At 34.2% G+C, this 23,684-nt stretch carries 23 protein-coding genes and 1 pseudogene; 14 read left to right on the plus strand and 10 right to left on the minus strand.

Features of this window, described 5'->3' with window-relative positions; genetic code table 11:
* Entirely contained in the window at positions 1-1,458 is a 1,458-nt protein-coding gene (locus CLOS_RS00815) for an AlkA N-terminal domain-containing protein (RefSeq protein WP_012158028.1), read from the minus strand.
* A gap of 319 nt (positions 1,459-1,777) precedes the next feature.
* Between CLOS_RS00815 and CLOS_RS00820 the strand changes: the two genes are divergently transcribed.
* The 4 genes from CLOS_RS00820 (at position 1,778) to CLOS_RS15755 (ending at position 5,061) form a co-directional block, all read left to right on the plus strand.
* On the plus strand, positions 1,778-3,016 hold the full coding sequence (locus tag CLOS_RS00820) for an ABC transporter substrate-binding protein (protein ID WP_012158029.1): 1,239 nt from the start codon (positions 1,778-1,780) through the stop codon (positions 3,014-3,016).
* Positions 3,017-3,028: 12 nt separating this feature from the next.
* Positions 3,029-3,730, plus strand: coding sequence for a GTP-binding protein (locus CLOS_RS00825; RefSeq protein WP_012158030.1), 702 nt, complete (start codon positions 3,029-3,031; stop codon positions 3,728-3,730).
* A complete protein-coding gene (locus CLOS_RS00830; RefSeq protein ID WP_012158031.1) occupies positions 3,723-4,715 on the plus strand; it encodes an ATP-binding cassette domain-containing protein in 993 nt (330 codons plus the stop codon). The genes CLOS_RS00825 and CLOS_RS00830 overlap by 8 nt, the downstream gene beginning before the upstream one ends.
* Positions 4,716-4,896: 181 nt before the next feature.
* Positions 4,897-5,061 carry a hypothetical protein gene (locus CLOS_RS15755; RefSeq protein ID WP_156774367.1) on the plus strand — a complete coding sequence of 55 codons (165 nt, stop codon included), beginning with the start codon at positions 4,897-4,899 and terminating at the stop codon, positions 5,059-5,061.
* A gap of 599 nt (positions 5,062-5,660) precedes the next feature.
* On the opposite strand, the gene CLOS_RS00835 is transcribed toward CLOS_RS15755, so the two are convergent.
* On the minus strand, positions 5,661-6,122 hold the full coding sequence (locus CLOS_RS00835; RefSeq protein ID WP_012158032.1) for a hypothetical protein: 462 nt from the start codon (positions 6,120-6,122) through the stop codon (positions 5,661-5,663).
* Positions 6,123-6,519: 397 nt separating this feature from the next.
* On the opposite strand from CLOS_RS00835, the gene CLOS_RS00840 reads away from it, so the two are divergent.
* From CLOS_RS00840 to CLOS_RS00855, 3 genes and pseudogenes are all read left to right on the plus strand, one after another.
* On the plus strand, positions 6,520-6,741 hold the full coding sequence (locus CLOS_RS00840; RefSeq protein ID WP_041718860.1) for a hypothetical protein: 222 nt from the start codon (positions 6,520-6,522) through the stop codon (positions 6,739-6,741).
* A gap of 305 nt (positions 6,742-7,046) precedes the next feature.
* Positions 7,047-8,173 (plus strand): IS3-like element ISClsp1 family transposase gene (locus tag CLOS_RS00850; protein ID WP_156774368.1). Its coding sequence is split into 2 segments (ribosomal slippage): positions 7,047-7,302 and positions 7,302-8,173, totalling 1,128 coding nucleotides; the frame shifts between segments, so codons are not numbered across the junction.
* A 245-nt stretch (positions 8,174-8,418) separates the two neighbouring features.
* Positions 8,419-9,635 (plus strand): annotated as a pseudogene (locus tag CLOS_RS00855) (IS256 family transposase).
* Positions 9,636-9,979: 344 nt separating this feature from the next.
* Here the strand turns inward: CLOS_RS00855 and CLOS_RS00860 are convergent.
* From CLOS_RS00860 to CLOS_RS00870, 3 genes are all read right to left on the minus strand, one after another.
* The gene (locus CLOS_RS00860; protein ID WP_012158035.1) at positions 9,980-10,495 is read right to left on the minus strand and encodes a hypothetical protein; all 516 of its coding nucleotides are present in this window, start codon (positions 10,493-10,495) and stop codon (positions 9,980-9,982) included.
* A 147-nt stretch (positions 10,496-10,642) separates the two neighbouring features.
* Entirely contained in the window at positions 10,643-11,239 is a 597-nt protein-coding gene (locus tag CLOS_RS00865) for an N-acetylmuramoyl-L-alanine amidase (RefSeq protein WP_198006310.1), read from the minus strand.
* Between the two features lie 131 nt (positions 11,240-11,370).
* Positions 11,371-11,610: a BhlA/UviB family holin-like peptide gene (locus tag CLOS_RS00870; RefSeq protein WP_012158037.1), complete on the minus strand. Its 240-nt coding sequence runs from the start codon at positions 11,608-11,610 to the stop codon at positions 11,371-11,373.
* A 547-nt stretch (positions 11,611-12,157) separates the two neighbouring features.
* On the opposite strand from CLOS_RS00870, the gene CLOS_RS00875 reads away from it, so the two are divergent.
* The 3 genes from CLOS_RS00875 to CLOS_RS00885 all read left to right on the plus strand — a co-directional run bounded on the left by CLOS_RS00875 (position 12,158) and on the right by CLOS_RS00885 (position 14,174).
* Positions 12,158-12,685, plus strand: a complete 528-nt coding sequence (locus CLOS_RS00875) for a sigma-70 RNA polymerase sigma factor region 4 domain-containing protein (protein ID WP_012158038.1) — start codon at positions 12,158-12,160, stop codon at positions 12,683-12,685.
* Between the two features lie 27 nt (positions 12,686-12,712).
* Positions 12,713-12,964, plus strand: a complete 252-nt coding sequence (locus CLOS_RS00880) for a helix-turn-helix domain-containing protein (protein ID WP_012158039.1) — start codon at positions 12,713-12,715, stop codon at positions 12,962-12,964.
* A gap of 301 nt (positions 12,965-13,265) precedes the next feature.
* Positions 13,266-14,174: a hypothetical protein gene (locus CLOS_RS00885; protein WP_012158040.1), complete on the plus strand. Its 909-nt coding sequence runs from the start codon at positions 13,266-13,268 to the stop codon at positions 14,172-14,174.
* 47 nt (positions 14,175-14,221) lie between these two features.
* Here the strand turns inward: CLOS_RS00885 and CLOS_RS15150 are convergent, their stop codons facing one another.
* The 5 genes from CLOS_RS15150 to CLOS_RS00910 all read right to left on the minus strand — a co-directional run bounded on the left by CLOS_RS15150 (position 14,222) and on the right by CLOS_RS00910 (position 17,938).
* On the minus strand, positions 14,222-14,767 hold the full coding sequence (locus tag CLOS_RS15150) for a peptidoglycan recognition protein family protein (RefSeq protein ID WP_012158041.1): 546 nt from the start codon (positions 14,765-14,767) through the stop codon (positions 14,222-14,224).
* Between the two features lie 125 nt (positions 14,768-14,892).
* The gene (locus CLOS_RS00895) at positions 14,893-16,470 is read right to left on the minus strand and encodes a tetratricopeptide repeat protein (protein ID WP_156774369.1); all 1,578 of its coding nucleotides are present in this window, start codon (positions 16,468-16,470) and stop codon (positions 14,893-14,895) included.
* Positions 16,471-16,475: 5 nt separating this feature from the next.
* Complete coding sequence (locus CLOS_RS00900; protein WP_012158043.1) at positions 16,476-16,826, minus strand: hypothetical protein; 351 nt, start codon at positions 16,824-16,826, stop codon at positions 16,476-16,478.
* Positions 16,827-17,372, minus strand: coding sequence for an RNA polymerase sigma factor (locus CLOS_RS00905; RefSeq protein WP_012158044.1), 546 nt, complete (start codon positions 17,370-17,372; stop codon positions 16,827-16,829).
* Positions 17,373-17,554: 182 nt separating this feature from the next.
* Positions 17,555-17,938, minus strand: a complete 384-nt coding sequence (locus tag CLOS_RS00910) for a hypothetical protein (protein ID WP_012158045.1) — start codon at positions 17,936-17,938, stop codon at positions 17,555-17,557.
* Positions 17,939-18,621: 683 nt separating this feature from the next.
* On the opposite strand from CLOS_RS00910, the gene CLOS_RS00915 reads away from it, so the two are divergent.
* From CLOS_RS00915 to acrC, 4 genes are all read left to right on the plus strand, one after another.
* Complete coding sequence (locus CLOS_RS00915; RefSeq protein WP_012158046.1) at positions 18,622-19,425, plus strand: enoyl-CoA hydratase-related protein; 804 nt, start codon at positions 18,622-18,624, stop codon at positions 19,423-19,425.
* An 80-nt stretch (positions 19,426-19,505) separates the two neighbouring features.
* Positions 19,506-20,825 carry a GntP family permease gene (locus tag CLOS_RS00920; protein ID WP_041718867.1) on the plus strand — a complete coding sequence of 440 codons (1,320 nt, stop codon included), beginning with the start codon at positions 19,506-19,508 and terminating at the stop codon, positions 20,823-20,825.
* 71 nt (positions 20,826-20,896) lie between these two features.
* Positions 20,897-22,456, plus strand: coding sequence for an acyl CoA:acetate/3-ketoacid CoA transferase (locus CLOS_RS00925; RefSeq protein ID WP_012158048.1), 1,560 nt, complete (start codon positions 20,897-20,899; stop codon positions 22,454-22,456).
* Positions 22,457-22,541: 85 nt separating this feature from the next.
* A complete protein-coding gene (gene acrC / locus CLOS_RS00930; RefSeq protein ID WP_012158049.1) occupies positions 22,542-23,678 on the plus strand; it encodes an acryloyl-CoA reductase in 1,137 nt (378 codons plus the stop codon).
* Positions 23,679-23,684 lie beyond the last annotated feature (6 nt).

The raw sequence follows: 23,684 nt of genomic DNA on the forward strand, positions 1-23,684 counted from the left end.
TTATAGGGTATTCCAAAGGTTGACGGTGGCATAACTGCGCCACGGTCGCCATGCTTCTGCTATTTCTAATAATTCCTTTGCTGTGTAGGGCGGTAGTGCTTTTTTTACACCAGCATCTGTTTCAAGAAAAGCGTCAGGCCATTCCATAGCACGCATAGCAATGTATTGTGCTGTCCAGCTTCCAATACCTCGAATAGCCATCAGCCTTTTCATTTCCTCCTCTGGTTGGGCCGGCAGGTCAAAGTCAATCTCCCCTTGTACAAATGCCTGTGCCAGCTCATAAATCGTTTTTGCTCGCGCTGCAATCACACCCAAAGGACCAAGATGGTTTTCAATGGGCCCGTTCAAGGCGAGGATGTCTTCGGGCGAAGGGAAAACATGGGTCAATCCCTCAAACCCAGTTTGTATAGGCGTGCCGTAGGTTTGGACAATCCTTGCAGCTAGTGTACTTGCTGCTTTTACCGTGATTTGTTGCCCAAGGACCGCCCGCACCACCATTTCAAAAGCATTGAAGCATCCTGGAACACGGGTTCCCAAGGTACAAAGATTCGGACGGATGTCGTTCATTACTTGGAGTGTTTCATATACGGCATCTGGATCGCAATATAAATCAAAGAGATGCCGTATCCGGGCTAATACTTGTGGAAGTACAGAGAGTAAAGCTTGGCTGACGGTAACACTCAATGCGTTTCTTTTCGACTGATGGCCCACTCGTATCCAGCCGTATACAGGCTTTCCTTCTGAGTTTTCCAGATGTACGGTCCGCATGTATTCATTATTTTTTACAACTTCAATTCCCGTTATTGCACGTCCAGCAAGGAAGCGGAGCATATCTTCCCAATGATAGGGTGGACGGTAGCTCAATACTAAAGTAATGTTATCTTGATGCTTTTCCTCTGAGTTATGTTTTCGTAAAGCTGTGGGTGAAAGCTTATACTGTTTTTTGAAAAGGTCATTAAATCGGCGCAAACTGCCAAAGCCTGCTACCATTGCAACCTCCAGAACCGATAAATCTGTGTCTGTAAGTAGGTTTTTAGCAAGGAGCAATCGGCATGTTTGCAGGTATTGGACGGGTGACACGTGATAAGCTGCTGTAAAAACCCGCCGCAAATGTCGGTCAGTACAGCCCAGTCGTCCAGCTATTTCCGCTATACTCTGCCCGCTTCCACAATTTTTTTCTAGCATTCTTGCTGCTCGGTAGACTAAATTGACAGTAGCATCAGTGATGGAAGTACCGGGGGCAAGCTCCGGCCTGCATAGAAGACATGGACGGTAGCCAGCTTGCTCAGCTTCTGCTGCGGTGGAATAAAAGGTGCAGTTTTCGATCTTAGGTTGTTTTGCTCGGCACACTGGGCGGCAGTATATTCCCGTAGACGATATCCCTACGAAAAAACGCCCATCAAACCGCGCATCCTTCGCCTTAAATGCTGCATATAGTCCATTATCATTATCTATCATTATTTTCCGCCCCCTCGTTTGAAGTTGATTTAATTATATCATGTTGCACATAAATATCTGGCTATTTTCGGACATGGTTTTTTGTATAAGATAGTTATGAAACAGTGGTCTATGCAACATTAAAAACGACAGTATATGTTTCTCAATATTGTTTGGACAGGGTAGGAGGCTCTACCTGTAACTTTATGATAAAATTAAGCTGAATAATAGAAATAATTCAATCAAAAGTATTTTTTGTAACATTTATCACAGATTTATTTTGTTTTAAATTATAAAATTAAGTAAAGTATAAGGAATAGATTATAGACGGAGGTATTTTATGAATAAATATTTTGACATAAAAGATAAGATTTATGATATCACAGAAAAATATCCTGAAACCATAGACATTTTTGTAGCAAATGATTTTTCGCAGTTTGCCGATAAAAACATGAGAAAGAGCTTGGGAAAATCCATATCTTTAGATATGGCATGCACCAGTAAGAAGGTTAACGTAGAACTATTTGAACAAAAGCTGGTGGATGCCATTGAGCAAAACAGAGCATCTAAGGATGGTTCCTTAGTAATGGCAGAAAAGCCGCAGCACGCAGACATTCGAATCGATGGTGTACTACCATGTCCTGTTAAGATTCCAATGCTAGAAGGATTCGAGGCTTGGCTGAAGGAAAATGAAGGAAGATTTAACTTCACTATAGACTATGAATTAAAATCGGCCAACTTAGGCTTAGACTTCATAAAAGAGAGAATTGAATCCGGTGATGAAAGCAATCTTTCAGACTTATTCATGTCTGCGGGATTCGACCTATTCTTCGATAAAAACCTAATGGGACAGTTCAAGGAAAAAGGCGTATTTGAAGATATTACAGGGATCGATCAACTAAATAAAGATTTCGATAATGAATACATTGACTTAAAGGATCCATTGAAGCAATACACCATCGTCGGTGTTGTTCCTGCCATATTCATGGTGAATACGGAAGAACTGAAGGGAAGAGAAATGCCGAAGTCATGGGAGGATCTTTTAAAGCCAGAGTTTGAATCCTCCATATCCATTCCTATGAGAGACTTAGATATGTTCAATGCTTTACTGCTGAATATCTATAAAAAATTTGGAGAAGAGGGTGTAGCAAAACTGGGCCGATCTCTTTTAAAAAGCATGCATCCAGCTGAAATGGTGAAGGCACATACGAAAAAATCAGAATTCAATATGCCAGCAATCACAGTAATGCCGTATTTCTTCACAAGAATGGTACAAGAGAACAGCCCAATGAAGCCCGTATGGCCTGAAGATGGCGCCATCATCAGCCCCATATTCCTATTATCCAAAAAAGATAGCAAGGAAAGAATCAAGCCTTTTGTAGATTTCTTTTTCTCAAAGGAAATTGGAGAGATCCTATCTTTCAATGGGAAAATGCCTTCTACACATCCAGCTGTTGATAACGGACTTTCAGAAGAACAGAAATTTATGTGGGTTGGATGGGATTTCATCAACAGCAATGATATCGGTGGATTAATTAAGAAGTGTGAGCAGCTATTTAACGGAGTATATGAACTATAGGAGGGATGCACGATGAATTTAGTAGTATTTTCAGGACCACCATCATCGGGAAAAACTTCGGTGATTCTTAAAACCATAGAAGCCCTGAAACAGAGAGATATTTCCGTAGGTGTCGTCAAATTTGACTGCCTCTATACGGATGATGATGTTTTATATAAAAAAGCTGGCGTTCCTGTAAAGAAAGGACTATCTGGCGCCCTTTGCCCAGACCATTTCTTTGCCTCCAATATCGAGGAAGTCGTGCAGTGGGGGGTGGACTTAAAGCTAGATCTTCTGGTGACAGAATCCGCAGGCCTTTGTAACAGATGCTCCCCTTATATTAAGGAAATTAAAGGCGTATGTGTTATCGACAATCTTTCAGGAATTAACACGCCGAAGAAGATCGGACCGATGCTTAAAACGGCAGATATCGTTATTATAACGAAAGGGGATATCGTATCCCAGGCAGAGAGGGAAGTATTTTCCTCTAAAGTAAGCTCCGTAAACCCCAGAGCTATTACAATGCATGTCAATGGTCTAACGGGACAAGGTGCCTATGAACTGAGCACACTTTTATTAGATAAAGAGAAGGAGATCCAATCCGTTCAAGGAATGGCACTAAGATTTCCGATGCCAGCGGCAATGTGCTCCTACTGCTTAGGTGAAACAAGAATAGGAGAGGCATATCAGATGGGGAATGTGAGAAAAATGGATCTAGGTGATTACGATGAATAAACTGACCATAAAACAATTAATCAATAAATATCCTTTTGTAACGACTTATTTTGAAGATAATAAATTAGATATCAAAGGGTACGAAGACGTTACATTCAGCCAATATTTAGACCACTTTTCAGAAGAAGAAATTGAAAACTGGGCAATAGATAAGGAACGACTGCAAGCGGACTTAGGAGCATTTATCAAACAGATGAAGGAGTTTTTAGGTATACAGGACGAAGTTGGCATAGAATCTTTAACCATCAAGGCAGGACACAATAAGTTTAAAGAACCAGAAAGCTTCCAAGAGTTTACCATAAGAAAATCCGAAATTGTATCTATTGTAGGCCCTACAGGCTCTGGAAAAAGTAGACTCTTAGCAGATATCGAATGGGCTGCTCAGAACGATACACCGACGGGCAGGAGTATTTTCATCAATGGTAATGTTCCCGATAAAAAATGGCGCTACTCTTCCAACAATAAATTAGTAGCACAACTATCTCAAAATATGAACTTCGTAATGGACTTAACTGTAAAAGAATTTTTAGATCTCCATGCAAAGAGCCGAATGGTAGAGGATATAGAGGCTACCATCGATAGAATTATTGTAGCCGCAAATAAATTAGCCGGTGAAAAATTTGATTTAGATACACCGGTTACATCCTTAAGTGGAGGACAATCCAGAGCTTTGATGATCGCTGATACAGCAATATTGAGTTCCTCTCCCATCGTACTGATCGATGAAATTGAGAATGCAGGAATTGATCGGAAGAAAGCTTTAGAGCTTCTGATCAGTGAGGATAAAATCGTGTTGATGGCGACTCATGATCCAATTCTGGCTTTGATGGCAGATAAAAGAATTGTTATAAAAAATGGTGGGATCCACAAGATTATAGAAACCTCTAAAGAAGAGAAAATCCTGCTAACAGAATTAGAGGAAATGGATACAAAATTGCAAAATATGAGGACTCTGCTAAGACAGGGAGAAGAATTGAATCAGTAGGAATAAAAATAACTGCGAGGTGTTGCTTGCAGTTGTTTTTTTGAAAAAATTTAAAAACTAAAAATAATAAATTGTCATTATAACAAGTTATGACAATTTTACTATGTAGATTATGGTAAAATGAGAATAAGAAAATAAAATAAAATGCTCATTACCCTATATATTTTATTGGAGGGATGAAATGTCGGATAATAATGCCACTTTTTACAAGCTATGTGCACTTTCTTTTCTGATCATTGTAGCTTCAATTCTTACTAAATTCTTCGACCGAGTTAAGGTAATCCAGTATTTTGCATACATACTTATGACTTTTAATATTTATAATCTACTAAAAAACAGGAAATAGAACCATTGAATATTGTACCCCTATTTATGATTTTTAAGTTTTAGTTAATTCAATTATATTTAAAATAGAGGATTGTATAATTTTCGGTATCAAAAACCATTGCAATATGAAACATACAATTTACCGAAACTAAGAATTATAGGGAGAGAGGTCCATAAGTAAATTAAAAATAAAAAAATCATTTCATAGAAATAAAAAATATGAAGCGATTGCTTTCTTTACAATTTTATTTGGAACTGCATTTATTTTATCTTACTTAAATCTATTGAGATCATATACACCGATTATAGTTTTTTAGGGGCATGGATTTCTCGATTTCTATGTACAATATATTTTAAAGTAAAAAAAGAAGGGATACCGCTATGAGAAATATTGCTTTGATTAGTCTGCTAATAGCCGTCACTTTATCCATAATAGAAAATAAGCTAAATTATCAGTGAATATCAACATTGAAGTATATTTTTATTATATTATCAGCGATATTGATAATTTTAAGATCCTTGAATATTAAATTTAAAAAATAATAAATGTAAAGAAGCAAGGATTGAAAATGAAAAATAAAAAATTATATTTATATATTTGAACTTTTGTCAATAAACCTAGATGTTTAAAATTAATAGTGAATTATAAAATTGATTGAGATAAGGAATATCTAATTTTTTATTTGCAAATTTATATAATCCGTAAGAACCGTATTTATTTGTAAGGAATACATGACCATCATCAGAAGTACTGATTCTTATTAAACTATTTGTATCAGTTGTAAATGTAATAGAATAGATTTCCTTATGATCATAATCTTTATAGTTATATATGGGAACTCGAACAACCTTATAGTTCTTAAAAAATGTTACTAACCTTTCAACATCACTTATATTACTACTTTCTAAGGTATGACCCCCATGGGAAATAAAATCTTTGTGATGAATCGTTAGGTGAGTTATAGGTACAGTATGAATATCTTTTCCAATTACATCAAAAATATTTTTAGGAAAAAATATACTAAATAGCAAAGCACTAGATAAAGTAATAAAAAGTATGCTGTTTTTTATTTTTTTCATAATTACCTCCAAATTTTGTACTACTTTGAAATAAATACATTATTATCATTTTGCCATATTTAATTAATAATTTCTAGGGGATAAAGCTAATAAAGGAGCAGAAAAAAAGAAGTTAGTGAGGTGAATTGAACTATAGGTTTGTTCAAAATAAAAAGGGTTGGTTTTTACTGACAGTATTCTTAAGAGTAAGTGTGTTGCTGAGTTTCTTTGATTCAAAACAAACAAAATTTCCAGAAGACATACTGGACATTTAGAAGATCATAGGGCATTAGGTCTCAATTTTAAAGTTATAAGAGGGTTTTTCCTAAATTAAGGCTAGTAATAATAAACAAATGGTCTCGTCTATTTTAGAACAAGATAAATTGTGTAGCCCATTCTTAGAAGGGAGGATATATGTATGGATATGATACTTGGTGCAGTAGCCTACTTAACTTTTGCAGGAATTTTAATTTATAGTATTGTTAACCCTAGAGAAACTTTTATGTTGGGAAGAAGATGGCAGTATAAGAATGATGTTGAGCCGAGCAATGAGGCATTATTTGTACATCGCTTAATTCCAGCAATTATATTAATAATCTTAACCTTTATTTTTATAACCTCACTAATTTATCGGGGATAACCCAAAGTCAGATTTGAATTTAAGCCTATTTCATAAAGATATATTATTTTTAATATAAGGAGTGTATATTGATGGATATAAAAAACTAAATTTGATAATCTTTATTGGTATATTAATAAACATAGCACTTTTTTTACTAAAATTTAATAACCCATTTGAAAAATATACAGCTCGAAGCGAGATCGGTGTGTTTCTTTTAGTTGTATATGGAAGTATTATAATTTTTGTTGGATAGGCTACAATTAATTGGACAGATAATTTAAGGGCATGTACAATAAAAATATAAAATTAAAGGAGCTACACCCATGTCTGTTGAAAAACGTCCTCGCCGTACCTATACGGATGAGTTTAAAAACCAAGTAGTACAATTATATAAGAATGGAAAACGCAAATGCAATATTACCCGCGAATACGATATTGCTTCTTCTTTATTAGACAAATGGATCAAACAGGCGGATACTAGTGGTTCTTTCAAAGAAAAAGATAATCTTACTCTAGAACAAAAGGAACTAATTGAACTTCGTAAACGCAACAAACAGCTTGAAATGGAAAATGATATTTTAAAGCAAGCCGCGCTGATTATGGGACGAAAGTAAATGTGATTCGTAACAATGCTCACAAATACTCAGTATCAGCAATGTGCAAGGTCCTAGAAATTTCAAGAAGTAGTTATTACTATGAATCAAAGCCAAAACAGTATGAATCTAAGCTAACTTCCAAAATCAAGAAAATTTTTCAGGAAAGCCGTAGTAATTATGGCACCAGAAAAATCAAAGCAGTTCTTAGAGACAATGGATATCAAGTCTCCCGGCGCAGAATCGGAAGAATCATGAAGCAGGAAGGGTTAGTATCAAAGTATACAGTGGCTCAGTTTAGGCCATATGCAGATAAATGCAACGAATCACAAATAGAAAACTTGGTAAAACGGGAATTCGATGATCGTTCACAATATAATGTAGTTGTAAGTGATTTAACATATGTACGAGTAGGAAATCAATGGAATTACATATGTGTTCTTGTCGACCTATTTAATCGTGAAATCATCGGATATAGTGCAGGTAAAAATAAAGACGCTAACCTAGTTTCAAAGGCATTTGCACGTGTAAATACAAATTTGAAAAATATCCAGGTATTTCATACAGATAGAGGCAATGAATTCAAGAACAAACTTCTGGACGAAACCCTTAAAATATTTGATATAAAGCGCTCCCTTAGCAAGAAAGGATGTCCTTATGATAATGCAGTTGCAGAAGCAACGTTTAAAATCATAAAGACGGAATTTGTAAAATATAAGGTATTTGAAACGCTAGAGGAATTACAATATGAACTGGCTGATTATGTGAACTGGTTTAATAATCACCGACTTCATTCCTCGTTAGGTTATTTAACGCCAGCTACATTCAGAATGAATACCCTTAAAAAAGTTGTCTGAAAAACTGTTGACAATCCATGTATATAAAAAAATAAAAACTAGCCTTAAACATACAAATAAATATACACTTGTAAAAAGGGAGTGAAAAACTCCTCTTGGATAAGAATTAGAAATAAATTCAAAATCAAAAGGGCGTTTATGTCTTAATTAAAAGGTAGTGTAAAATAATCTGTGCTTAAGTGAAAATAAACGCTCTTCTCTGGAAAGAATTACTAATAATATAAATTCAGAGAGGAGCATTTTTTATGAGTACATTACCTAAAGAGTTTTTAAGAGAAATGATTACTTCCGGAAATTGAAAGTCAGCAGGAGATCTTCAGTCCTATCTAAAAGATATATTTAAGGATGTTCTGCAGGAAATGCTAGAAGCGGAGCTTGAGGTAGAGCTTGGCTATTCTAAGGGAGACAGGGAAAACAAGAATACTTCTAATCGCCGGAATGGTTATTCTGAAAAGAAGGTAAAAACTCAGTTTGGTGAAATGAGTTTGGATATTCCTATGGATAGAAATGGTGAATTTGAACCTGCGGTTGTTCCTAAAAATAAAAGAGACATCTCTGGGATTGAAGAGAAAGTAATTTCTCTTTATGCTAGGGGTATGTCCACAAGAGATATTCATGAGCAGATTAAAGATATCTACGGTATTGAAGTCTCTGCTGAAATGGTTAGTAAAATCACTGACTCTATATTGCCTAGTATCAAGGAATGGCAACATAGATCTCTAGATCCAATATATCCTTTTGTTTTCCTAGATGCTATTCATTACAAGGTTAGAGAAGATGGGCAAATTAAAACGAAAGCTGCTTACGTTGTTCTCGGTATTAATGTAGATGGATACAAAGATATTTTAGGTATTTGGATTGATGAGAATGAATCTTCTAAGTTTTGGCTCAGTGTTTTAACTGAACTTAAGAATAGAGGCCTTCAAGATGTGCTAATATTCAGTGTAGATGGCCTTACTGGATTGAATGATGCGATTAAAAGTGATTTTCCTAAATCTGAGATTCAAAGATGCATTATTCATCAGCTTAGAAATTCCTTTAAATATGTCAGTTATAAGGAACTAAAGGGGTTTGCTAAGGATTTTAAAGAGGTTTACTCTGCAATTACTGAGGAATCCGCTTATGAAAAGTTAATGAATCTTCAAGATAAATGGGGACAAAAATATCCATTTGCTATTAAAAGTTGGGATGAGAACTGGTCATTACTTTCTTCATTTTCAAGTTTCCTAAGGAGATTAGAACAATTATGTACACCACCAATGCAATAGAGAGTCTACATCGCCAATTTAGGAAGGTTACTAAGACGAAGTCTGTATTTACTAATGACCAATCCTTGGAAAAAATACTTTACTTAGCTAGCCAAAATGTGATTAAAAAATGGACTCAAAGATATAGAAATTGGGACTCCATAATTAATCAACTAGCAATACTTTATGATGATAGGTTAAAATCATACCTGTAAGTGGCTTAAATTAATCTATAGTGATTAGTATAATGATTAACAATTAACCATTCAGGTATAAAAATAAGCCTACTTTCCCGTTTGAATAATTATTGCCAAAATTATAAGAAAATATGAATAGATTCTAATGATTTTGGCAAAATATGAAATATAGTTATGAAATTGTAATATTTATCCAAATTTAATATTAATAATTCTTTCTAGATTAGAAGCTATAATCTAATCTAAAGCACAAGGTTATTTACAGACTCTTTTGGTCTAACTTTTGGGGGTCACATCATAGTGTTGGGTGTTCTTTATTTATACATTTAATAAAACATATAGTTTTAGATTGATAAATATTATTATTCGGTTAATATACTACTTAATTTCCAATCTTCATTTTCATAGGAAAATATCATGATAATAACAGGTATAGAATCATAGTATTCTGAATGTATTTCATATCCCGTTGTAAAAGTTCTATTATCCTCTGAAAGGATATAATACCTTTGCCTTAGAATAGGAGTATCTTTTCTAGTATATAAATCATATGAAACTTCACCATTTTCAGTAGTAAATATTATTGTATCTGGTAGAACTTTAGTATTATTTGATACTTCTCTTTCTAACATAGTTAGATCTTTTTCTATTAAGGACTTATAGATACTTCTTGCTTTTATGTCTAGAGTATCACGTAGAAAGTATTCTGTCTCATAATGTTCTTTTATAGTTTGGTTCTCTATTTCTAATTCTTCTAGTCTGCTTTTAAGTATTTGATTGTTTTTAGTAAGATCTTTGATATTGCTGCTAATGATTAAATAGCTAATTAGAAATATTATTAATATTAATGATACAATCAATGGTTTGTTTTTAAGCATAAGCCTGACCTCCCATTAAAACGCAATTGGAAATCTATGGGTATATTATATCATATAATTATGCGATATATAAACTTAATATTGAGTAAGAAATAAAAGTTCATTAGAAATTGCTACTAGCATCTGCCAGTAGCACAATTCCTGTAATTATCTTGGTGGTAATGTATTAATGAAAGATATAATACCATCAGCGATGGCATATCCTGCATTACGACGGAATGTAGATGATTTTAGTTTTTCCAAATCGGCTGTTGTATCCATAAATAGCACTTCTGGAAGTATAGCCCACGCATTTGTATTTTTTGGGTCAAGTACATATATATTTTCGCCACGTTGACTCGGAGCAGTTCTAACATTTCTATTAGCTACACCTAGATTTGATACTAGCTTACTGTTTACACTTTGGGCTAGTTGATTTACGTATGTACTTGCATTGTCATGTTTCCATGTTTCAACTCCCGTTCCTCCACCTGCATTATTATGTATGGATACAAAGATGTCTGCCCCGAAAGCATTTGAGGCGTCAGACCTTTCGTCAACATATAACTTACCACTGATATCGGTTTCCCTGCTCATCTTTGTTTTAACTCCATAACTAGCCAATCTATCTCTTGTATGTTTTGCTATATCTAAAGCAAAATCTTTTTCATAAAAGGTACCATTTTTTGCTCCAACGTCTGTTCCACCATGACCAGGATCAATGAAAACTTTATAGAGCGAATAAGACATTTTAATTTCCTCCATTTTATATTTTGTATTTTGTAGGACTATCTCTATTGGCTAACTTATTTCGTCTTACACTATATAAAAGGAGATTTAAGGTAAATATCAACCATCCTATAAAATTTAATGAAAAATTTTTATGATGTTTAGTGCTATGATTCCTTTTGCTTTGTTATGATATAGGATTTAACCTCTTCCACATCTTTTCTTACACTTTCAATAACATTCAGTTTATCTGTTAATGTAGCAATAATTTCTTGGTATTTCTGCTCTCTTTCATCTTGCTTGAGATCTCTCTTTTCCTGTGTTTTCAAGATGTAAAAAATAAGGACTACCGATAATGTTGCCCAAATCCCTTGGGTAGAAGCAAGCTTTAATACTTCATTTGCCATTATTACACCTCCTTGGACCCTATTTATAGAAGGGTTATTTTAATTGTATTTTCTATAATTAAGAGTAGAGAAATAGAGAAATGTAAACTATGGGGAAAGAGATCAATAGAAGTAGCAGTAAATTGAAATGAAATTGTAATATATTTACAGCATTTCACGACAAATTATACAGGTTCATTATGATAAACTGAATTTGATACAGAAAGAAGAAGTATCTCTAATGAGAGTCTGCTGGGTAAAGTAGAATTTTCCTATTTATTCTAAAAAAATTTTACTGTTTTTTTGGAACATAAGTTCTGAAAAAGAGAAAATATAACATAAAAGTACTGTTTATAAAAAAGCTTCTATAAAAGTGTTAGAAGGAATCTTTTTTTGAAACTCATTACGGGAAAGTTCTCCTTTAGAAATACATTGTAAGTAAAACTTTCCTATTCGTTATAAAAAATAAGAGAGATGGTTTACAAAAATAGAAAAAATTACTTTTATATATTAAATAGAATTCTATTTGTATCGCTAAAGAAAATTAAAGGGTAGGAGGGATCAAAGTATGAATCAATTGGCAAAGGGCTTCTTAAACAATCAAACTTTTAGTAATAATTTAGTCAAGGATTTATCATTAGATAATTTGCAAGATGAATTTAATGGATATGCTTTCAAAGTTTATCTAAATGGATATATAAAAAAGACAATCGTTTTTGGTGCAATGCAAATTAAGAAAAAATCTAGTCAAATAAGTAAAAAAGAAGAATTGAGTTTAAATATTATTGATCCTAATTTTAATGAAGAGAGAATCAATTTAATTACAGATACAGTGGATGATTTTGTGGAGAACATAGGTGAATCTCTTATAAAAGAAGATTGCTGTGACTATAGTGAACTATTATACGATAGAGAGCTAATATTAGCAATTAATACTTTGACAGATAGACAAAAGGAAATCTTGCACAGATGCGTCATCATAGGAGAAAGTGATACTGTAGTTGCAAAAAAACTTGGGATTACAAAGCAAGGAGTTAACAAGGCAAAAAAGTCAGCATTAAATAAAATTAGAAAAAAATTATCTTACAGTGCTTGAGAGGGTTGGTAGAGGAGGTATTGATATATGAAAAATAGAGAATTACGAGAAGTCTTTAATAGTGCAAAGAATGGCGATCAAATCGCGATGGAGAAAATGTTAAAAATGTTTAGACCTTTGATTTATAAAAATAGTTTTATAGATGGAAAGTTCGATGAAGATTGCTTTCAAGACATTAGTATTAAGTTTATAAGCTGTATTAAGACTTTTGAGTTATCCCCTATAGCAATGGAAGATATACATAAATCTTTTGAAGAAATATTTCATGAGAAAGAATGACCAGTTGATATTAATATTTTAAAGTTAATGTATAAAGGAGGGAGAAATAAATCTATTGATTTTGAATTGTAATAAGATTGTAATATATTTTCTACATTTTTTGACATGTTTGCTAGGTTAAATATGTTAGGATTATAATAATATGGATAAGAATTTTTAAATTGATTTGCAGGCTATATAACACTTGGATAGTATTTTCAATATATTTACGATTCAACTAGCACAATAGATTATAATAATAAAAATTAAAATGGTAAATATATTTTTTTACAATATAGTATATAAGAGTGGAGGAGATAAATTGAGAAATATAAAAATAACTATTATTCTGGTAATAATCATTCTTTCAAATGGATGTTCTTTAAGCATGTCAAATATGGAAAAACTCAATTCAATAGATAGCCCAATTGAAATTTATGTTGAAAATGATTATGGCTCTTCATGGAGCCATGTAGGTTTATACTCTACATTTTTAGATGATCATAGTTCAAAACTATATATCTTAAAAGAAGATAAAATTTTTTTTGTGGTTGAGGACTATAACTATTGGGAACCAATATTATCGCCCGATGGTGAGCATTTTTTAGCAATAGATTTCCAAAGATTAAATCAGAATGAGAAATATATTTTCTACTTATTTAATACTAAAACAAGGGAAAAGGAATTTTTTACAGAAGTGGATTTTTACCAAGAATTTGACAATCAACCTAGCCTGAGCTCTATTATTTGGAATGAAGAAGGGATCTACGCTCTTAGCAAAACTTTTGGCGAAGATAATAAACTTATAAGTTCTAATTTAATTATGCTTGATAGGTCTAGCGATATTGAAGTTATATGGGAGAATCCCCCTTTTTCTTCAATTGAAGATATTGTTAACAACTGGGTGCTATATTACACTGGGGAGGATTATATTGCTCATAATATTTTAACTAAAGAATCTATAGTATATGAAATTTTCCAAAAGACTATCAATGGTCTTCATGATTATAGAAATTTAAAATTCCTGCAGGCTCCAATGAAATTAGTAGGTAGCAAGATATATAATTATAATGAATATTATACATTTATATATAGCCATGAGGAGGGCAATATTACCAGAATTTCTGATGGGCAATTTATAGGTTTTTCAACTTCTGGATTTGCTTACAAAAAATATACAGGCAATGAAAATAAACACATTATATATATTAAACCTTTTGATTTTAAATAACTTCTCAAAAAGCATGATGAATTATTCATCATGCTTTTTGAGAAAATTTAATTTTCGGGCTGAGGATATAATTTGTTCATTACTAAGCCTCGGATGCTAGACAGTTGCGATTTTACTGATGAACCAGGGCAACTAGAACTAGCCAAATCACCATGACCGTAAATTTTTGAAGGTGAAATATTATTGGTATAACAAAGCCAAGCTAAGAGACTTACTAATTTACTTTTTTGTGTAGAAGTTAAACTGCGTATGTCGTAATTTCCATGAATCATTACAGCAATACTACAATAATTGTATCCTGGAGTATGAACTCCTTCTTTTGTATCATTTCTTCCCTGTAAAATTGTTCCCTTAATTCCTACACAATAGTGATAGCCTATATCAGCCCATCCGTTACTATCCATGTGAATTTCTTGATATCTTTTCATAGCAGCTTTTTCATCAGGATAAACCTTTACGATATTATCATTTGCATCTCCTGCATGATGAATTACTATGTATTGCTTACTTCCTAAGTTAACCAAATTATTTGTTGCACTTCTAGCTCCCCACCCAGATCTCGATACCATTGAAGGCTCTGATTGATATATCATTTGCAAACATCTCCTTTTATACTATAATATATTTTTATTTTGCAAGACTCTTTTGTCGGCCAACTTATTTCGTCTTACACTATATAAAAGGAGATTTAGGATAAATAATCAACCAATTTTAAAATTTAATTAGAATTCTCTAAAAAGATTTCATTTCCAGTAATTTTATGCAATCTTCTATAGTATTCTTTAGCCTTTTCCTTGTTTCCATAGGTATAGTTGGAAAGCTTTTGTTCGAAGTTGTACAATCGAGCCAACATGAGAAGTGAATGAATATCCTCTTTATTTTCTGCCAAGGATTGTTCGTAGCTTTCTATTGCACCGGCATAGTCTCTTTTTAGGAGCTTCTTATCGCCTTCCGTAAGCTCTATTTCTCCAATGGAAAACTCTGTGCTTTCATCTCGAATATAACCAATGGAGCTGGATAGGAGACGATCATTTTCATCATAGGCATGGACACCCCAGAAAAGCTGCCCCTTTGGATTCATAAAGCCGAAAAATGGTTCTGGAATAGGACCCTCTTCATCAAAGGTATGGAAGTTATGGAGATAAAGGATATCCTCTTTAGAAACCAGAGCTTCATTAGTATTATACTTACCATAAATTCGAGTACCGGATGCCCCTTCAAAGGAAATACCCAAAGCGATGGTGTAATAGGCGGCTCCCTCCAAAGGCTCCCACTGAAATTGAATGAAGTCCTCTTTTATTTCCTCTCCATCAACAGGAGAAATGATCTTCATTCGATCTACAAAGCTAATATTAAAGTCATAGGTCTGACCTTTTTCTATGGTAAAGTCCGTGTGTTCGAAGGGATTACCTTGTAATACAGTATCTCCTATTTGGTCTAAGTCTCCAATGAGCCCTACGGTATATCTGCCTTCTGGAATATTTGGAAATTCAAAGTTTCCATTGTTATCTGTTATTGCCCAAAAAGCTTCCTGTGTAAAACCATACAATGTACCATCTGGTGTATCTTGATATTGAAGGAAAACAGGAATATTTTTAAAAGATTTTCCTCTCAAGGATACTTTCCCTGTAACGCTGCCATAGGCGTCCTTAGAATTTTCTAGCCTAGAGAGATAATCTTGAAATATATTTTTTTCCCAATCATCTTCGTAATCGATGATCCAGCGAAGAAGGTCCTTGGCTTCTTCATCATAACCTTTTACCTCAAAGGCTTGAATTGCACCATTGATAGTATAAGCATTCATATATCGTGGTGTTTCGTTATGAATATTCGCATAAAAACTTTTGATCATCTCAATAGCTTCTTCAACATTACCATGAAGAACTTCTCCTTGGACATCGGGAATAAGTAAATTGTAACGGACTCTCTGTGCAGAAAGCCCCCTAGGGAACCGCTGGAGAATTTCTTCATAATAAGCTCTGGTCTCCGGAAAAATATAATGATTAGAGTTGTATATTGGGCCAAAACCAGAAGAAGAGATCATAATCTTATTATGAATTGCAGAGACATACCCCGCTTTTTCTAGTGCGGACTCCGTTACAGAAGCCTTTGGAAAATTCTCATTGATCTTATCATAGTATGTTTTTGCTTTAAAGTAGTCTCCATCATGGCTAAATTTCTCCCCCATTTTTAGTAGAATTGATGGGAAGGAGAAATAGAGTATCATGGCTATAAAAAGGGATATGAAAGTGATGGATAGCATATGTTTGACCTTGAACCGAATCACTTTTTTCAATGGAATCACCGTCCTCTTTCTTGGCTGATATAGGAATTGTACTGTAAATTTATAATCTCATATTTAGGTTTGGGCATATCCGTGATCAATACAAGATTGGTAACATATATACCAACCAGTAAAATAATTGCCGATGTACCTAAAGCGAAAGAAGGGAGGGGAATTAAAATCTCTTTTTCCAAAAACCTTTGTATAAAGGATTGCTTTTCTGTACTTAGTGGAATACGATGAAGTTTATTTTTAGATGCCTCTGTTAATTTGATAGTCTGGACATTTTCGTGAAAGAGATTTTTAATTTGGATATCTGTTAGCTTATTTTCAGCATCTATAAATTTCCCTAATTTTTCTTTTTTCAATTAATCCAGCTCCTTTCTTAGCATTTCTTCCAGCATAGTTCTGCCTCGTTGCAGTCTACTTTTTACGCCAGACTCTCCGATATCCAAGATGTTTGCGATTTCTTTAATTTTCAATTCTTCATAGTAATGAAGGTAAAGAGCTTCTCTATATTTTATGGGAAGACTCATTAAAGTTTTGTTTACTTTTTCATACTCTTCTTTCTGGATAATGTCATAAGTGAGCGGTGGAGAATTACTACTTTCATTGATGCTATGATATAGCGGATTCCAAGCTCTTTTGTTCTTCTTTTTTAAGGCTTGTTTTGCGTTATTGATGGTAATTCTCGTAACCCAAGTGAGTAAAGAACTTTTTTCATTGAAATGATTAATGTGTCTATAGATATTGATATAGCTCTCCTGCAAGGCATCTTCAGCTAATTGATAATCCCCTATGATGATATAAGCGAGACGGAGGAGTTTTTCTCCATAATATTCTATTAACTTGTGATAGGCATTCAGGTCCTTCAACTTCAAGTCTCTAATTAAATCGTCATCCTGTTTTTCCATAGCCTGCTCCTCCTTCCTTACTTATTAGATTACACGTATTGATGAAAGGTTGCAAAATATTATGAATCATATAATCAAATAAAATTAATAGGGTGTATGATCGGACAAAAGCACGGTAATTTTACCGTGCTTTTTCACTGTATCATAACTAGAGATCCATCTTTTCAATAAATAATTTGCACCTAGAAGCGGTGTCCTCTCCTGAAAAGTAATTCTCTAATCAAAATAATTGATATAATATCACGAAGAAAACTACTGCCACCAAATCCTTCGCCATATTCAGGATACTGCTGAGACATAGGAGCCCAATTGTCATATTCTCCACCCATTTCACTCACAACTTGCATATGAATATGATCGGCCATACGCTCTATTGCTTCTTTGCTAGGACATGGGTACATTTCTGGATTATTTGGAGTATCCATCATCATACACATGTGCCTGACCTTAGGATGGATCATATGATATATATTTGGATACATAGATTCTAAGCTTTCAGTAGAATAACCTGCAATTGGAGAACAGCTAGGGTATCCCATAGTCTCGTAATAGTGCAGATAGCTCATAAATACACCTCCATTTCTTTGGTGCTATATGATATGTAGTTTTTTTGTGTAGGTTACTTTGTTTTAACAAATAAAGCATTGATAAGGCAGTCTTTAGAAACCAGGATTTACACGGAGGGATGCAAATTACTTTCAATAAACAAATAACTTAAGAATGGATTTGATCAACTATTATGGGAAGTTGTGGACCTGTCAAATAGGGTTGCAAGACCGATACAAATAGAGTTCGTGATTTCAGTGATGGATATGTCTCTTTTTTGAGTCATTTGTCTAAAAAAAGATAATAGTATTTTTTCTTGTCGAAATATGCTTGAAAAGCTCGATATTGACTAATACATAAGCGTACTCTTTGATCCAAATGATCATCTTTGTTAATTTTTTATCTCAAAAATGATAATTTTTATTTGGTTAATGAGGTATTCATAACTTTTTAAATATATTTTTTAGAGAATATCTATATTATTAGATTTTATTTTGTCGGTAAAATATAATGGATATGAAACCTTCGCAGGCATAAAACCAGTAATTATAGCTATGGTAGCATTTCATGAACATAATAAAGATGAAAAATAGAAAGAAAATTTATCTTTCTATTTTTTTATTTAATAAAAAACAACATGTTATTTTTTTGGCAAGGATATTGCAAGTATATTTAAGTATAAAAAACAGAGGAGGATGATCTTATGAAAACAGTAGCATTAAAGGATTTAAATCCTGAAAACATTAAAGTGGATATTGAAGGATCTGTTGCAATTATTACTATGAACAGGCCAAAGGCTCTCAATGCACTAAACAATCAAACTTTAGATGAGTTAAGTAGTATCATTGATAGCATAGGTAAAGATGATGAAATCTTAGGGGTTATTATAACAGGTGAAGGAAAAGGTTTTGTTGCAGGGGCAGATATTGTTCAAATGCAACCGTACAAAGCAGAAGAAGGCAGGAACTATGCAGAATATGCTCAGGGTATATTTAACAAGATTGAGGCCTTAGGAAAGCCTGTAATCGCAGCGGTAAATGGATATGCATTAGGTGGAGGATGTGAACTATCAATGAGTTGTGATTTAAGGATTGCCTCCGAAAGAGCTGTTTTTGGACAACCAGAGGTAAATCTAGGCGTCATTCCTTGCTTTGGGGGAACACAAAGATTACCTAGGCTTATAGGTAGCGGACGAGCAAAGGAACTTATTTTTACAGGAAGAATGGTAAAGGCTGATGAGGCAGCTGCTATAGGACTTGTTAATAAGGTGGTTCCTGCGGAAGAACTTTTAAATGAAGCTAAAAACATGATGGATATTATAATTTCTAAGGCTCCCATGGCCATTAAATATTCTAAAATAGCCATTAATAAAGGTATTGATTTAGATTTAAGTAATGCTCTTGAGCTTGAAAAGGATTTAGCGGCACTTACATTTGCCTCAGAAGATAAGGACGAAGGTATGACAGCGTTTCTAGAAAAGAGGACTCCTAAATTTATGAATAAATAATTTTTGAATAATTTTTTAGGATACCTAGTGGTTAATAAATTATTGACATAAACAATAAAAAATGAAAGGAAGGTTAGCACATGTCAGGGGCAGAAATGTTAAGTTTGGTTGGTATTATAATTGCACTTGGTTTATTGATGATTTTAGTAATGAAGGGAGTAAACATTTTTATCATAGCTATAGCCTGTTCTGTTGTTGTGGCCTTAACAGGAGGGATTAATCTATACGATGCTTTAAAGTCAAATTATATGGAGGGCTTTGTTGGTTTTCTAAAAAATAACTTTTTAATTTTTTTAACAGGTACCCTAATGGGAAAAATGTATGAAGTTACAAACGGTGCTAAAGCAATAGCAAAAATGATTGTCAGGATTTTCGGTGCAAAAATGGCCTTAATATCCATCCCTTTGGCCTGTGGTATCATCTCTTATGGTGGAGTGAGTGCTTTTGTTGCAAGTTTTGCTGTTTTTCCTATTGCTATCGAAGTTTTTAAGGAAGCTGATTTGCCTAGAAGATTTATTCCAGCTGCATTAACATTTGGATGCTCTACTTTTGCTATGGTTGCACCAGGTGCACCACAGATTCATAATGCTATACCTGCACAAGTATTAGGAACAGACTTAATGGCAGGTGCAGTAATAGGCTTTACTTCCTGCGCTATTATCCTTTTGTTGGGAGCATTCCTTTTATATAGAATGGTAAATAAAGCAAAAGCCAATGGCGAGCACTTTGTAGCCAAATCTATGGATAATTTTCAGGAAGATACAGAGCTTCCTAATGGAATTATGGCTTTGATTCCATTAATTATCACAATTATATTAATTAATTTTAAAGTTGATGGCAATCCGCTACTTCCTCTTGAAGCAGGTGTATTTGTCGGCTCTATACTAGTATTTATTATTCTAAATAAATATCAAGATAACAAGAGAATCCTTGATAATGTAGGAGAAGTCTGTAAAACCTCTATATTTTCTATAAGCAATACTTGTGCTGTTGTTGGTTTTGGTGCAGTAGTTCAGGCTTCTCTAGCGTTCCCAGTTGCTGTAAATGCAATGGTGAACATTCCAGGCCCAGAATTTGTTGGTATTGCTGTAGGTACAACAGTTATAGCAGGTATAACTGGTTCTGCATCAGGTGGGTTAGGAATTGCAGCCCCTCTATTAGGACCTGTTTATTTGGCAAGAAATGTTGCAGCTGGCGCAATACACAGAACAATGTCTATTTCATCAGCAGCTTTAGATTCATTACCACATAACGGATATATCGTTACAGTTACAAATGGCTTATGTAATGAAACACATAAGGATGCATATGGACCTATATTTTGGCTTACAGTAGTTACTCCTGCAGTTGGTACTATCGTTGCAGTAGTTTTATTCTCCATGTTCCCTATGCTTCCATAACAAAGGAATCAAGCGGAATAAACCCATTGTATAAAAAAATAATTTTATTTAATTAATAAGGAGGTTTTGATATGAGCAAGGTAATTACACGTGAGCAAGCAGCTGAAATGGTAAATGATAATATGACAATAGGTATTGGTGGTTTTGTTGGTTTTGGAGTTCCAGAAGATTTGCTAGTAGCTCTGCAAAATAGATATATACAAACAAAGTCCCCTAAGGATCTTACAGTTGTACACTGTGCAGCCGTTGGTGATGCAGCTGAAAGAGGGGCAAATCGTCTTGGAGAAGAGGGGTTAGTTAAAAAACTTATTTGCGGTCATATTGGCTTAGAGCCAAGGTTAAACAAATTAACTGTGGAAAATAAATTAGCATCCTACATGCTTCCACAAGGAGTTATTAGTCATATATTAAGAGCAATTGCAGGAGGAAAGCCTGGTGTTTTAACCCATGTTGGCTTAAAAACATTTGCTGACCCTAGACTTGAAGGTTGCAAAGCGAATCAGGCAGCTATAGATTCTGGAGAAGAAGTTGTTTCTTTAGTAAAGATAGAGAATAAAGAGTATCTTCTATATAAATCATTTCCTATGGATATTTGCTTTATCAAAGGTTCTATAGGTGATGAAAGTGGAAATATTTCTTTATGCAAAGAGGCTGTTTTCTCTGATCAGTTAGAAATGGCCGCTGCAGTTCATAATTCAGGGGGTATTGTAATTGCTCAAGTTGATCAGATCGTAGCAAAGGGAACTTTAAAAGCACATGATGTTCAAGTCCATGGTTTCATGGTTGATTATATTGTAGAAGGTAGTAAGGAAAATAGCTTTCAATCCTTTATATGTGACTACTATAGACCCGAATTATCAGGTGAAATAAAAGTGCCTTTAGGAGCTATTGAACCTATGAAGTTAGATCAGAGAAAAATCTGTGGAAGAAGGGGTGCTTTAGAATTAGAACCGAATACTCTAATTAATTTAGGCATTGGTATACCAGAAGCAGTTGGAGCGGTGGCAGGTGAAGAGGGACTTGCAGATAAGATTACACTTTCTATTGAGTCAGGGGCGCTGGGTGGCGTGCCTACAGGTGGACTTGGTATTGGTGGTACAGTAAACCCTGAATCTATTTACAAACAGCCAGATATATTTGATATTTATGATGGTGGCGGAATAGATATGTCATTTCTAGGTGCCGCTGAAATTGATCCTATGGGTAACGTTAATGTTTCTAAATTCGCAGGAAGAGTTGTAGGCCCAGGTGGATTTATAAATATCTCCCAAAATGCAAAAAAGGTTTACTTTACAGGTACTTTTAAAGCAGGAAAAATGGAAATGGAAATTAAAGATGGAAAACTTAATATTTTAAAGGACGGCAAGGCGATAAAATTCAAAAAAGAATTAGAGCAAGTAACTTTTTCAGCTGAGTATGCAAATGAAACTGGACAACAGGTTTATTACATTACAGAAAGAGCTGTTTTCAAGCTAACAGAAGAAGGAATTATGTTAATTGAAATTGCTCCAGGAGTTGACTTAGAGAAAGACATCCTTGAGAATATGGAGTTTAAACCATTGATAGCCGAAGATTTAAAATTAATGGATGAAAGAATATTTAAGGATGAAAAGATGGGGTTAACATTTTAAAGCCTTATTAAACAAGTGAATAAAATTAGGGCTTATATCGTTATTGAAGTCCTTATTTATAAATAGATAACAAGGAGGATTTAATATGGATTTTAAGTTTACAGATAGTCAGTTGATGCTACAGAAAGTTGCAAGAGAATTTGCTGAGAAAGAAGTTGGACCAATTGCAGCAGAAGTTGATAAAACGGGAAGGTTTCCAAGAGAGACATTTGACAAAATGGTGAAGATAGGGTTTACAGGAATTGGTACGCCTGTAGAATACGGCGGTTCTGGTGGAAATGATATCGACAAGGTTATAGTTGTTTCTGAAATTGCTAAAAAATGTGCGGCAACAGCAGCTATTTTATCAATACACTCAATTTTTTCTCACGTTGTTCACAAATTTGCTACGGAAGAACAGAAACAAAAATATTTACCACAGGTAACTAGTGGAGGATGCCTTGCTGCTTTCGCCTTGACAGAACCTAATGCAGGATCGGATGCAGGTGCTGCAAAAACAACTGCTATTTTGGATGGCGATGAATATGTTCTTAATGGAACGAAATGTTTTATTTCAAATGGTGGACAGGCCCAACATTTGCTTATTTTTGCACTAACAGACCCTTCTAAAGGACTGAAAGGATTATCCTGTATTCTTGTTGAAAAGGGAACTCCCGGATTTACAATAGGTAAGATTGAAGACAAGATGGGTATTAACGGTTCGGAAACTGTAGAGCTTATATTTGACAACTGCCGTGTTCCAAAGGAAAATCTTATTGGTAAAGAAGGCAAAGGATTTATGATAGCCATGAATGCACTTGACAGTGCAAGAATTGGAGTAGGTGCTCAGGCTCTTGGTATAGCAGAAAGTGCTTTAGAGGAAAGTGTAAAGTATATGAAGGAAAGGGTTCAATTTGGAAAGCCACTTACAGCGCTTCAAGGTCTTACTTGGTATATATCGGATATGGCAACTAAGACTGAAGCTGCCAAATGGTTGGTATACCACGCAGCACACCTAAAGGCAACTGGAGAGAATCATACGAAGGAAGCGGCGATGGCTAAACTAAATGCAGCAGAAACAGCAAGACATGTTACAAACCTAGCATTACAGATTCATGGAGGCTATGGCTACATGAAGGATTATCCACTAGAAAGAATGTATCGTGATGCAAAGATTACTGAAATCTATGAAGGTACTTCTGAAATTCATAAACTAGTAATTTCAAGAGCAGTATTACGTTAGGAGGAG

The organism is Alkaliphilus oremlandii OhILAs (assembly GCF_000018325.1).
Taxonomy (GTDB): domain Bacteria; phylum Bacillota; class Clostridia; order Peptostreptococcales; family Natronincolaceae; genus Alkaliphilus_B; species Alkaliphilus_B oremlandii.